Origin of the sequence: Myxococcus vastator, from assembly GCF_010894475.1 — a bacterium.
GTDB lineage: Bacteria > Myxococcota > Myxococcia > Myxococcales > Myxococcaceae > Myxococcus > Myxococcus vastator.
Genome location: NZ_JAAIYB010000240.1, coordinates 1 through 12,533, shown reverse-complemented (window position 1 = coordinate 12,533; position 12,533 = coordinate 1). Strand labels below are relative to the sequence as shown.

8 protein-coding genes are annotated in these 12,533 nt (G+C 70.1%); 6 read left to right on the top strand and 2 right to left on the bottom strand.

What is annotated here, in order from left to right; all coding sequences use genetic code 11:
* Positions 1-756: glycosyltransferase (locus G4D87_RS22515; protein ID WP_163784229.1), on the bottom strand; the 756-nt coding region annotated here is incomplete at its 3' end.
* Positions 753-2,945, bottom strand: a complete 2,193-nt coding sequence (locus G4D87_RS22510) for a GumC family protein (protein WP_163784227.1) — start codon at positions 2,943-2,945, stop codon at positions 753-755. The genes G4D87_RS22510 and G4D87_RS22515, both read right to left, overlap by 4 nt.
* Before the next feature lie 205 nt (positions 2,946-3,150).
* Between G4D87_RS22510 and G4D87_RS22505 the strand changes: the two genes are divergently transcribed.
* The 6 genes from G4D87_RS22505 to G4D87_RS22480 form a co-directional block, all read left to right on the top strand.
* Positions 3,151-4,497 (top strand): bifunctional glycosyltransferase/class I SAM-dependent methyltransferase, encoded by a 1,347-nt coding sequence (locus tag G4D87_RS22505; protein WP_163784225.1) that lies wholly within the window; start codon positions 3,151-3,153, stop codon positions 4,495-4,497.
* A gap of 90 nt (positions 4,498-4,587) precedes the next feature.
* Positions 4,588-6,282: a glycosyltransferase family protein gene (locus G4D87_RS22500; RefSeq protein WP_163784223.1), complete on the top strand. Its 1,695-nt coding sequence runs from the start codon at positions 4,588-4,590 to the stop codon at positions 6,280-6,282.
* A gap of 264 nt (positions 6,283-6,546) precedes the next feature.
* Positions 6,547-7,266 carry a hypothetical protein gene (locus G4D87_RS22495; RefSeq protein ID WP_163784222.1) on the top strand — a complete coding sequence of 240 codons (720 nt, stop codon included), beginning with the start codon at positions 6,547-6,549 and terminating at the stop codon, positions 7,264-7,266.
* A 75-nt stretch (positions 7,267-7,341) separates the two neighbouring features.
* Positions 7,342-11,715, top strand: a complete 4,374-nt coding sequence (locus G4D87_RS22490; protein ID WP_163784220.1) for a pilus assembly protein — start codon at positions 7,342-7,344, stop codon at positions 11,713-11,715.
* Positions 11,712-12,248: a type IV pilus modification PilV family protein gene (locus tag G4D87_RS22485; protein WP_163784218.1), complete on the top strand. Its 537-nt coding sequence runs from the start codon at positions 11,712-11,714 to the stop codon at positions 12,246-12,248. The genes G4D87_RS22490 and G4D87_RS22485 overlap by 4 nt, the downstream gene beginning before the upstream one ends.
* A partial coding sequence (locus G4D87_RS22480) for a PilW family protein (RefSeq protein ID WP_205507686.1) occupies positions 12,245-12,533 on the top strand: 289 nt, incomplete at its 3' end. The genes G4D87_RS22485 and G4D87_RS22480, both read left to right, overlap by 4 nt.

The following is a 12,533-nucleotide window of genomic DNA, read 5'->3' as shown; positions in this document are numbered from 1 at the left end:
CCCCACCACCACCAACCGCCCGGACACCCGGCGCAGGGCCTCCAACGCGGTGAACAGGCCCTTGTAGTAGACGAGCCGCCCCACCATGAGCCACAGCGGCGCGCCCGCGGCCTGCGCCCGCCAGTGGGCCTCCGCCTCACGCGCGGCGGCGGAGGGCTGGAGGTACGGCGCCAGGTCGAGCCCCAGCGGCAGCGCCCGCACCTTGCCGCGAAAGGCGCGCAGCAGCGGCGAGCCCGGGACATAGGCCTCGCTGGTGGCCAGCACCCGCCGGGCCCGCGCATAGAGCAGCGCCTCGAAGGGCTTGAAGAGCGCGCCCGCCACCTTCTGCCGGATGACGTCGCTGTGGTGGGTGATGAAGACGGGAGGCAGCCGGCGCACCACGTCCAGGGCCAGCACCCAGGTCGGATTGGGCGTGTGCAGGTGCACGATGTCCACGCCCCGCGACAGCGCGCGGCCCAGCATGCGCGGCAGGTCCGGCATCGCGTCCATGCGCGCGACGGAGGCCAGCCGGCCCAGGCGCGTCACGCGCACCGGTCCGTCCCACGTCTCGCACGTGGGGCTGCGGCCCTGGAACTCGTGACTGGTGCCCGCGCCGTCCGCGGTGTGGTTGGCGCACAGCACCTCCACCTGCGCGCCGAGCGCCGCCTGGGCCCGCGCCAGCGTCCGCACGTGGGCCTCCATGCCGCCCGACGCGGGAGGATAGAACTTGCCCAGGTGCAGCACTCGCGGGCCCGCGCCCGCTGATGGCGCGTTCACGACTGCGCCACCCCATCCTTGGCGTCTTCCGCGTACTGCCCGTAGCCCTGGTAGGCCAGATACGAGTCACCGTAGCGCGGCGCCGACAGGTCCACGTCGTTGAGGATGGCGCCGTACATGCGCGCCTGCACATCCGCCAGCGAGCGCAGCGCGCGCCGCGCCGACTCGCGGTTCGTCTTGGCCGCCTTCAGCACCAGCACCACGCCGTCGCACTTCGTGGCCAGCACCGCCGCGTCCGCCACCGCGTTGATGGGCGGGCTGTCCAGGATGACGCGGTCGAAGCGCTCGGAGGCGGCCTTCAGCAGGTCCGTGAAGGCCTGGGTGTGCAGCAGCTCCGCCGGGTTGGGCGGCAGTGGTCCGCACGGCAGCACGAAGAGACCCGGCACCTCGGTGCTCTTCACCGCCGCGTCCAGCGTGCCCTCGCCCACCACCAGCGAGGAGATGCCCAGCTCGTTGGGCACGCCGAAGGCGCGGTGCAGACGCGGCCGGCGCATGTCGGTGTCCAGCAGCAGCACCCGGTTGCCGCTCTGGGCCATGGCCACGCCCAGGCTGACGCAGGTGGTGGACTTGCCTTCCTGCGGCCCGCTGGACGTCACCACCAGCGTCTTGAACGGGTTGTCCGGCGACATGAACAGCAGATTCGTGCGGATGGCGCGGCAGCACTCCGCCGCTGTCGATTTGGGTTCGCGGTGGACGTGCAAATCCCTGTCGCGCTGCGCCTTGCTGGCGTCCAACCGCGGCATCACACCCAGGAAGGCCAGCCCCAGCCGCTCCTCCACGTCCGCCTGCGTGGCCACGCTGTTCTCCAGGAGCTCCAGCAGCAGCACCACGCCCAGGCCGGCCAGCAGCCCCATCACCAGCCCCACCGCCAGGTTGCGGCGCACGTGCGGCTTCACCGGCACCACAACGGGCCGCGCCGGGTCCAGCACGCGCACGTTGCTGGTGCGCAGCATGCCCGACAGCTCGATGTCCTTCAGGCGCCTGGCCACCAGCTCGTAGAGGCGCTGGTTGTTGTCGGAGTCGCGCTTGAGCCGGTCGAACTCGATGGCCTTCTTGTTCACCAGGAAGGCCTCCGACTTCTCCGCGTCCAGCAGGCGCACCAGGTTCTTCTCCTGCGCCACCGACTCCGCCAGCACCGTCTCCGCGCCGCGCACCACGTTGCTCAGGCTCTTGAGAAAGTCCTCGCGCACCACCGACAGCTTGCGGTTGCACTCCAGCAGCTTCGGGTGCTCGGACAGGTAGCGCTCCCCCAGCTCCGCGCACGCCACGCGCAGCTCGGTGTAGCTGCGCCGCAGGTCCTGGATGGGCCCTTCCGTGGCGCCCGACAGCGCCTCCGCCCACGTCTCATCCTCCGGAGACGCCTTGCGCAGCCGGTGGATGGCCTCCACCCGCGCCTGCTGGGCGGCAATCTGGATGCGCACCTCGGTCAGCTTCAGGTTGAAGCTGTTGATGCGCTCACTGACGATGCTCATCCGCGACTCGAGCGACGTGGACAGCATGTCCGCGTCCTTCTTGAAGTCGTAGACGGCCAGCTCGCTCGACTTGGACTGCGACTCCAGCTCGGACAGGCGAATCTCCAACCAGTCGCGCGCGTCCTCCGTCGTCCGGAGCTTGAGGGCCAGGTTCTCCGCCATGTACGCGGTGGCCACCTCGTTGGCCAGCAGCGCCGCGCGCTTCGCGTCGAAGTCATCCACCGCGATGTTCATCACCCGCGAGTCCCGCGCGGGAATCACCCGGATGCGCGACTGGAGCAGCGCCACCGCGTCCGCGCCCTGCATCGCCTGCAGGCGCGTCTTCTCGTCGGTGACGTGCGCCAGGCCCAGGAAGTCCGCGTCCGTGGACAGGCCCAGCTTGTCCACCACCCGGCTCGCCACCGCGCGCGAGGTGATGATTTGACTCTGGGTGGCGTAGTACTCCTTGTTGAACCAGTAGTTGCTGCGCTCCTCGCCCATCACCTCCTTCACCTCCCCATCCAGGAAGCGAGGCGCCATCACGTCGATGATGAGCGAGGCGCTGGCCGAGTACACCTTGGGCTGGCGCAACGTGTGGGCGGCCGTGAGCACCACCACCACCAACGCCACGCCAAGGACGACCCACTTGCGGCGCCACACCGCGCGCACATGCTGCATGAGGCCCGCGGGCGTCAGGCCACCGGCGCCGCCGGCCGGGTCGAAACCGGTTCCATCCACGTCACGTCTCCCTGCCGTCCCCAGAGCGATTCCACGGCCTGGCGGCACTCCGCCGACCTTCACCCACACGCGAGGGGACCGTGGCGAGCGTGCCGTGTCCCCGCGGGGTTGTCCATCGTTCCGCGGTCGCCTGGATGCCCTCCATCCACGCTTCTTCGCGGGCGCTGACGCGCATGGCCGGGCCGCCTGTGCTAGTCAGCCCGGCGTGACGCCACCGCTTTCCTTCGTCCTCCCGTTCTCGCCCGATACCGCGGCTGCCGCTTCCCGCTTCGCCCATGCGTTGCCTCCTGACGCGGAGGTCGTCCTCGCTGGCGAGGGCTGCGTTGACGCCGCCTCCTCGCCCAACGTGCACGTCCTCACGGTGCCGGGCGGCAAGGGAGCAGCCATCCGCGCCGCGCTGGAGAAGGTGTCGGGCGCGGTGACGGTGCTGCAGGACCCGGACACCTCGTATACGCAGGACGTCTATGACGCGCTGGTGCGCCCCATCCAGGCGGACACCGCGGACGCCGTCTTCGGTCTGCGCACGGCGCGGGGGCTGACGCCGGAGCTGCTGGCGGACAGGGCCCTGGGCCAGTTCACCCGGTTCGTCGCCGACGTGCCGCTGACGGACCCGCTCACCGGCCTGCGCGCCTTCCGCACCGAGGCGCTGCGCTCCGTCACGCTCACCAGCGACGACGACGCGGTGGACGCGGAGCTGGTGGTGAAGCTGGCCGCGCAGTTGTTCCGCCTCACCGAGGTGACGCTGCCGCCTGGCGCGGTGCCTCGCCGGACGCGCGCGGCGCACCTGTCCCGGCTCAAGACGCTGGTGCGCTACGCCACGGTGCGCGACGACGCGGACAACCAGCACGAGGGCTACACCACGCTGGAGCGCATGGACGGCGCCGTCCACTACAACCAGTGGCTGGGCCGCCGCTTCCGCGAGCACCTGGGCCGCCGGGTGCTGGAGATTGGCGCCGGCATCGGCACGATTACGCGTGAGCTGGAGTCGGGCCTGGAGCTACTCATCGCGCTGGAGGTGGACCGCTTCTACGTGGACCGCCTGAAGAACCTCTTCCGCGGCAAGCCGCACATCCGGCCGTACCTGTCCGACGTGGCCCTGGCGGACTGGGAGTCGCTCAAGACGGAGCGGCTGGACACCATCGTCCTCTCCAACGTGCTGGAGCACATCCCGGATGACGCGTCCGCCGTCCGGCGCTTCAAGCAGATTCTGGCGCCCGGGGGCCGGGTGGTCATCCTGGTGCCCGCGCTCCAGCAGCTCTTCGGCGCCATCGACGAGGCCGTGGGCCACTACCGCCGCTACACGCCCTCCACGCTGCGCGCGGTGCTGGAGGAGAACGGCTTCCAGGTGGAGACCCTGGAGTGGATGAACCTGGCAGGCCTGCCAGGCTGGTTCGTCAACAGCCGCCTGCTGCGCCGCCGCTCGGTGCCCAAGCTCCAACTCAAGCTCTACGACACCCTGGCACCCCTGATTGCGCGGGCGGAGTCGCACGTGAAGCTGCCGGTGGGCATGAGCCTCTTCGCCGTGGCCCGCGCCACCGGGGGCGATGCGTAAGGCATCGCCGCCGCGCGTGACACCCCGGCTGTCCCTTGAATCGCAGCCGCCTTCCGAGGCGGCCTCGCCCCAGAGCAGGGCCCCGCTGCCATGAATCCCACGCCCTTGCCCGCCGACGCGCCCCCGGAGCCCACTTCGGCTCCCACCTTTGAGCGCCAGGCCCTGCCGTCCCGAGGCGCGCCGCGCGCGGTGTGGGCCGCCCTGGCGGCGCTGTACGTGTTGCTGTTCCCGTACCACCCGGGCCTGCGCTCGCCCAACGAGCTGTGCCGGCTGTGGCAGACGCGCGCGCTGGTGGAGTACGGCACCCTGCACATCAACCAGGCGCTGCACGACTACGGCAAGGTCGGTGACCTGTCAGTGAAGGACGGGAAGTACTACCCCAGCAAGGCGCCGCTGCTGTCGTTCGCCGCCGTGCCCCTCTACGCCGTGCTGCGCGCGGTGGGCGGCGGCCACCGGCATGCCGTGCCCGAAGTGCCCCTGGTCTTCTTCTCGCGCCTGCTGCTTACCGTGCTGCCCACGCTGGGCCTGCTGTGGCTGGTGCGCCGCTACCTGCGCGCGTCCCTGGAGCCGCTGGTCGCGGATGCGCTCACCGTGACGTACGGGCTGGGCTCGCTGGCCTTCAGCTACTCGCTGCTCTTCATGAGCCACCAGACGACGGCGGTGCTGCTCTTCGCCAGCTTCTACGCGCTGTGGCGCTGCGCGCGTGGCGAATGGCGCGAGCGGGGCTACGTCCTGGCGGGCGCCTTCGCGGGCGCCACCGTGGCCGCCGAGTACACCGGCGCGATGGGCGTGCTCGGCCTGGTGCTGTACGCGGTGCTCACCTTCGCCTTCCAGGACGCGCCCGCGCGTGTTCGCTGGGTGCGCCTGGGCCGGGCCGCGGGGCTGGCCACGCTGGGCGCCCTGCCCTTCCTGGTGGCGCTGATGGCCTACCACCAGGTGACGTTCGGCCACCCGCTGACGAGCGGCTACAAGTACCTCAACGACGCGGGCTACCAGCCCTGGCACCTGGGCGGCTTCCTGGGCATCCGCACGCCGGACCCACGCGCCTTCGCCCTGTCCTTCTTCTCCCCGCTGCGGGGCCTGTTCACCCTGGCCCCCTTCCTCCTGCTGGCGCTGCCGGGGCTGGTGCTCGTGTGGCGCCGCCGGGGCCAGTCGTCAGAGGCCCGCGCGCTGGCGTGGCTGAGCGTGGCCCTGCTCGTGGGCTACACGTACTTCACCTCGTCGTTCTCCTACGACTCGTGGGGCTGGACGACGGGGCCGCGCCACCTCACCGGCCTGGTGCCCTTCCTCCTGCTGCCCGCCGGCCTCTTCCTGGAGCGCCTGCGCGCGACCGTCCAAGGCGCGTGGGCCCTGGGCGTGGCCGCGCTCCTGTGCGCGGTGTCCATCATCGCCACCGGCGTGGCCACCTTCATCAACTACATCCCCGACGATGTCTCCAACGCCGTGGGCGCCCTGGCGCTGCCGCTGCTGCGTGCGGGCTACTTCCCGCCGGGCGTGCTGACCTTCCTGGGGCTGCCGGCGGGACTGGCGGGCGGGGTGATGGGGGCGCTGCTGCTGGGCACCGCCGCCTGGGTCTTCGTCAGCCTGGCGCGGAAGCCCGGCCAGACGTGGCCCGCGGCGCCCGCGCTGGGGGCCTCCCTGGCGGTGCTGCTGCTGCTGGGCGCGGCGCATGGCCTCACCAGCCGGCATGACACCGCGGACCGCAACGCCGTGCGCTTCCTCAAATCCGTCTGGTTGAATGCCCCGGAGCGCGACGTGCCGTTCTGGCCCCGAGGGCGCGGCTGAGACACGACACTCCGTGTGACTGTCACGGAGCCACCACGCGTCTCGCCTCCTGGGACGAGCCCCACGGTGCGTCCCACTTTGTCGCCGACTCGCAACTTTTGCGAGGTCCGCAATCCGTGTCGCCTGAGTCCGTGTCAGGCTTTACCCAGGGCCCTGGCCAAGCGGCTGGATGCATGGACCTGGATGCGCCGCGAAGGCGGGCCTGGGGATTGCTGAGACAGACACCTGCGCTTCCCTGCTGCCCTCCAGGGCAAGGAGTCCCCGGTGCGCTGTCATCCGACCCGCAAGCCCGCACACGCCCCTGGCGCGCGGAGAGGCTTCACGCTGCTGCTGGCGCTGGGGCTCATCGCGCTCGTCACCGCGGGCGTGCTCGTGTCCCTCCGCGCGGTGACCACGGAGAGCGCGCTCCAATCCCATGAGCGCCGCTCGCGGGAAGCCCTGTTCGCCGCCGAGGCGGGCATGGCCGAGGGCCGCGCCGTCGTCCTGGCGATGGTGAACAACCCCGTCTCGGGAGGCATTGGCAGCTACAACCAGGACGTCCTGCCGCGCCTGCAGGTCGTGGCCGAGCAGGGCTTGCCCGACGTCGCCGCGGGCGGCGTGCCCTGGCGGGAGCTCATCCCCCAGACGCCCTACACGCTGGCGCGCGGCACGGCCATCGACGACACCGTGACGGGCGCCTCCGTCGAAATCAACGACGTGGAGGGCGAGCCCATCCGCGCCTATCCGGAGGCACGCAGCGTGTCCTTCCGCGTCTTCGTCGTGGAGGACGACGACGACGCCGACCGCAACGCCGACGCCAACGGCCGCATCTGGCTGGTGTCCGTGGGCGAGGTCCAACCCCCGGGCCCGGGCCTCCCCTACCGCACCATCGTCCGCTCACTCCTGGAGCACAGCAGCACCCAGGGAGGGCTCGCGTGCAGCTACGGCACGAAGATGGGGTGCCGGGGCACCGGCACCTCCAGCAGCGGCCTTCCCACCTTCTGATTTCCACGCCTTCAATCGCACTCCGTTGCACCTGAATCGGGCGGCCCTGAAGCACTGGCCGCCAGGGGGGACATCATGCGCTGGACTCGAACCTGGATGGCCGCGGTGGCCGTGGCCGCCGCGGGAGCCGTGCTCGCCCAAAGTCCCGGCGGAGACACGGGCAGTGGTGGCGCGGATGGCGGCGCCAGCAGCCTCGCGCTGTGCATCGACACCACGGACCAGGACAAGCAACCCGACTTCAGCAGGGACGCGGGCATCCCCAGCGCCATCATCGTCACGGACGACGACCCGCCCAAGCTGCGGCTCAACACCAACCTCAACGTCCTGAACCCGGAGAAAATCATCCTGCCCTTCGAGCAGGAGCTCACCGCGCTCATCGTCGATGACCGCGCGGGCAGCGGCGCCTCCAGCACGCTGGGCTGGTTCTATTACGACGAGCTCATCGACGCTGGGTACATCGACGACAACGGCACCCCCCAGAACTCCGATGACGACCGGATGCGGGACACAGACAACAACGGCGTGCCCGACTTCCACGAGGACCTCTACAACCTCAACCCCTCGCGCTACATCGGCAGCGAGGGCCCTCGCTGCGACCGCCCGTTCACCCACCGCCGCTTTGGGGACGCCGGCACGGTGACGCTGCGCGAGCCCGACCTGTTGACGGGCCGGTGCAACAGCGCGTCCAGCTACCTCGCCAATCAAGGGCCTCGGCGCTGGGAGGGCCTGGCGGACTATCCCACGCAGCCAAGGACGGGCGGCGTGGTGGGTCAGCGCGTCCGGGACTTCGAAGCGGACCTGCTCCTCAACGAGCGGATGAACGACGGCTTCGAATACCTCAACCTCCGGGCCACCGCGACTCCCGAGCGGGTAGACACGTACTTCAGCGACCGGGGCCTGTTCCCGCACATCCCCAACCTGCTGGAGCCAAGGCACTCGCTCAACGACAATCGGGGCATCGGCAACCTCATCTTCCTGTCCACGGACGATGACCCGAACCAATGCCGCCAGTCGGAGACCGCCGAGTGCTTCGCCCCGCGTCAGGGCTGGACGCTCGACTCCCAGGGGACCTTCACGCGCGTCACCGGCACCTGGGACAAATCCAGCGCTCCCGATGGCATCCCTGACTACAAGGCCAGCGCGTTCGACAGCGCGGGGCGGCTCATCACCGGCAGGAACCCGAGCGCGCCCATCACCAAGGCGGAGGACCAGATTGTCCCCATGGGACGGCTCGCGGGTGACCGCGAAATCGTCTTCTTCCTCGTCACCTACGTGGAGCAGATCTACGGCCCCGCCACGGACTCCTGCTTCATCACCCGGCCCACCACGGATGGCCGGGAGGTGCAGTGCGACCTGTGGATGCACGGCGACATCAACGTCTTCTTCACCAAGACGCCGCTCAACATGGACCTGCACCAGAGCCTCAACCCGCTGGTGGTGGACCGGAAGAACCTGAGCACCTGGCTGGGCGGTGACGCCTATGCCCGCCTGCGAACCGACCCGGCCTATGGCGGCGTCGTCTTCCCGAACAACCAGACGCAGGACGTGCGCTCCGTGAACCGCCGCGCGGCGCACACGATTGTGGGTGCGCCGCGTGACAACCCCCTGGTCTGGATTCTGGGCTGGGAAGACCAGAACGCGGGCGGTGACCGCACGTACAGCGACATCGTCATCCTCATCAACAAGCAGAACAACGGCTCCTACCGCTCCGACGTGGTGTCGGACATCTCTCCCGACATCTCCCTGGACTTCACCATCACCGAGGTGACGTTCACCGTGGAGGACCAGCCCTACTACGCGGCGGACGGCGGCGGCATCGCGCCCTGCTCGCTCTCCGTCACACTGCCGGACGGCGGCACGGGCCAGCGCAGGCCGGACATCACCTATGAGGTGGCGCTGGACTGCAAGGTCTGCCAGGAGCCCTGCGACACCTCCAATCCCACGTATGTCGTCAACGACACGCCGAACTGGCTCCGGGTCCCCATCCCGGACAGCGACGGCGGCGTGCGCAATGAGACGGCCGTCCTCCAGGACTTCCTGGAGCAGGGCCGCGTGGGAACTCAGCTGTGCTGGCGCGCGGTGATGGAGAGCCCGGGTGAGTCCTGCCAGCCCACCATCCACAACATCAACGTCTCCTACAAAGCGCAGCGCAGCGGCGAATATGGCCGCGCGTCGCTCATCCCCATGGCCAACGCCGTCATCCACGGCGTCTATGAAACGCCCGGGCGCACCTGGGTCGCCGACGGAGGCGTGGACCAGGTCTCCATCCGCACCTACGACAACCGTCCGGACACCATCGACCGGGGCCACATCTACCTGAAGAAGCTCTACGAGCCCGCCTCGCTGGCGCCCTATGCGCCCACGCAGGAGGTCTGGGACTCCGGCAAGTGGATGCGCGACCTGATGCGCACGCTGGAGACCCCTCCCGGCGAGCCGCTCGACACGCGCAGGCTCATCACGCTCAATCCAGCGAACCAGCAGGCCATCGACGTGAAGGACCTGATGGCGCGCAACAACACCACCAGCCCCGTCTTCCCAGACACCTACTGCACGCGGCGCAACGGCAGCGTGTATCTGTATGACCTGGACGGCCGCAACGGCTGCACCGCGGATGACCGGGTGGCGCTGCGCGACTGGCTCTACGGCTGGGAGGACCGTCAGGCCTCGCTCGCTCGCAACCGGATGCGGACCTGGCCGCTGGGCGGCGTGAATCTGTCCACCGCGGCCGTCATCGGGCCGCCCAACGTGCCCGCGTGGCTGCTCGAAGGCCGCAACCTGGACACGGAGCGCCGCAAGTTCACGGAGAACTTCAGCGCGGCCAACACCGGCCGCCCCACGGTGACGTATGTGGGCACCACGCAGGGCTACCTGCACGCGCTGGGCACGGGCGCCTTCCAAACGGGGGATGACCCCTGCACGCCAGGCCGCGTGGAGTATCAGGGCTACTTCGGCCGGGCCGGCGGCTGCGCCAACGGGCACGACTACGGCGAAGGCGGCGAGCTGTTCGCCTACCTGCCCTTCAAGATGCTGCCCTACTACGTGGAGAACTACCGCCGCGCCAACGACGCGTACTCCACCGAGCGCGCCACCATGGACGCCACGCCCTCCGTGGCGGACGTGGACCTGCGGAGCAACGACTACCGCCCGGACACGGGCCACGACCCGCGGCAGACCGACGAGGCCTGGCGTCCCCGCCCGGCCCGGAACGAGGGCGCCAAGACGGTGCTGGCCAGCGCCACCGGCCCCAAGCAGAGCCTCTTCTTCGCGCTCGACGTCACCAACCCCACGGCCTCGGGCTACCCCACGCCCCTGTGGGAGTTCGACATGAAGCGGGACCGCTTCACGTCAGCGGGCGTTCCGTGCACGAACAACGGCAACGGCTGCAACCCGCTGCCGGCGCTCTTCACCGGCGCCACGCCCAAGCCCGACACACGCGGCTCGCGCCACGCGCCCTCGCTGGTGCGCATGGACTTCGGCGAGGCTGGCGGCAAGAAGTGGGTGTCCATGTTCGGCACGGACTACTCGCCGGAGTCCGGCACGGTGGGCACCGTCTACTTGATGGACCTCAAGACAGGCCTTCCCGCGCAGGTGCCGGGCAACAGCGCGAAGGCGCGGCTCGCGGGCGTCGTCACGCTGGGCACCACCGCGGACGCGGATGAAGGCATCGGCGGAGAGCCCATCCCGCTGGACGTGAATGGCGACGGCAACGTCGACGTCATCTACGTCCCGTCCACCTCGGGAAAAATCTACCGCATCAACCCCACCTACTCGAACACCGGGGCGAGCACGCCGCTGGGCAAGGTGCTGGCCTCCTGTGTCGTCGCGGACGCGCAGGCCGTGCCCGATATCCGCAACCCCACCAGCCAGCGCATCTTCTCCACCATCTCCGCGTCGGTGGTGCCGGACAGCGGCCCCCGCCGGGTGCGGCTGTACTTCGGCACCGCCAACAATCCGGACATCGCCAACGAGCCGGACGACGTCGCCGACCCGCGACCCCGCTATCACCTGATGGCCTTCGAGGACCGCGCCCCGGTGCCCACCACGCGGCCCGGCGCCACCTGCCCCGCGCACCTCGAATGGGTACGCGAGCTGGGCGAAGGACAGGTCGTCTGGGGTGGCGTCTCCACCACCCAGGACGGGGTCTTCACCACCAGCGCCGTGGGCCGCGCCGCCAGCGCGTGCGACCTGGACAGCACCACCAGCGGCAGGGTCTACGCCTACAGCACCGCGGGCAATGCGCTCGCGGGCAATGACACCGCCATTGACGGCCACGGCACGCACGCGCCCGTGCTCTATGACAACCACCTGCTCATCGTGAAGAACGGGCAGGTGCGCGCGCTGGGAAGCGGGACGTACAACAACCCCACCTCGGAGTCGCCGCGAAGCAGCTCCCGGGTCCTCATCTGGGACGTGCAGTCCGGCTCACGCGTCCAGGAGGTGGTGCCATGAACCGGCGCCTGCTCCACGCCCATCCGCGCGGCCTCAGCATCCTGGAGACCCTCGCCACCGCCGCGGTGCTCATGCTCGGCATCCTGGGCATCATGCTCACGCTGGGCACCGCGTCCCGTCACAACCGCCGCAACAACAACCTGGGCCAGGCGAACCTCATCGCTGAACAGGAGCTGGAGCGCGTGGTCAACCTCCGCTGCGTGGGCGAGCCGCTGAACGACCCCTGCGTCAACATCAAGCAGCTCGACAACACGGGGCGCGACGTGTGGTGGTCCGCCAATGGCCGCATGACGGAGACGCCGCCCCTCCCGGGCGCGACGCCGCAGATGGCCTACACGCTGACGCTGGACGTGGACCCGCCCTTCGAGGGCTCCGAGACAGGCGAGCCCGCGCTGAGCCGCGCCATCCCGCTGCCCCACGCCAGCAGCCTGGCCCTGCACCAGGTCATCAACGTCCGCGTCACCGTGAGCTGGGCGGAGGAGCCCGGTGCTCCCCGCCGCGCGGTGGCCCTGCAGACCCGGATGGCGCCATGAAGCGACTTCGTTCGACGACGCCGCGCGGCTTCACGCTCATCGAGCTGATGGTGGCCGCCTCGATGTCCATGGTGGTGCTCGCCACCGCCATTGGCGTGAGCGTCCACCTCCAGCGCCGGGGCCTGCTGGAAGAGCGCATCATGGAGACGCAGAACAAGGGCCGGGCCGCGCGTGACTTGATGGCGTTCGGCGTGCAGCGGGCGGGCGCGGGCATTGGCAGCGTCTCCCTCACCGGCGGCCGGATTCCCTCTGGCGAAGCGGACCTGTTCTACACCGTGTGGGCCC

Bases quoted from the DNA above. Each gene is read 5' to 3' on its own strand.
- G4D87_RS22490 (WP_163784220.1), top strand. From the start codon at position 7,342: ATGCGCTGGACTCGAACCTGGATGGCCGCGGTGGCCGTGGCCGCCGCG.
- G4D87_RS22485 (WP_163784218.1), top strand. From the start codon at position 11,712: ATGAACCGGCGCCTGCTCCACGCCCATCCGCGCGGCCTCAGCATCCTG.
- G4D87_RS22500 (WP_163784223.1), top strand. From the start codon at position 4,588: ATGAATCCCACGCCCTTGCCCGCCGACGCGCCCCCGGAGCCCACTTCG.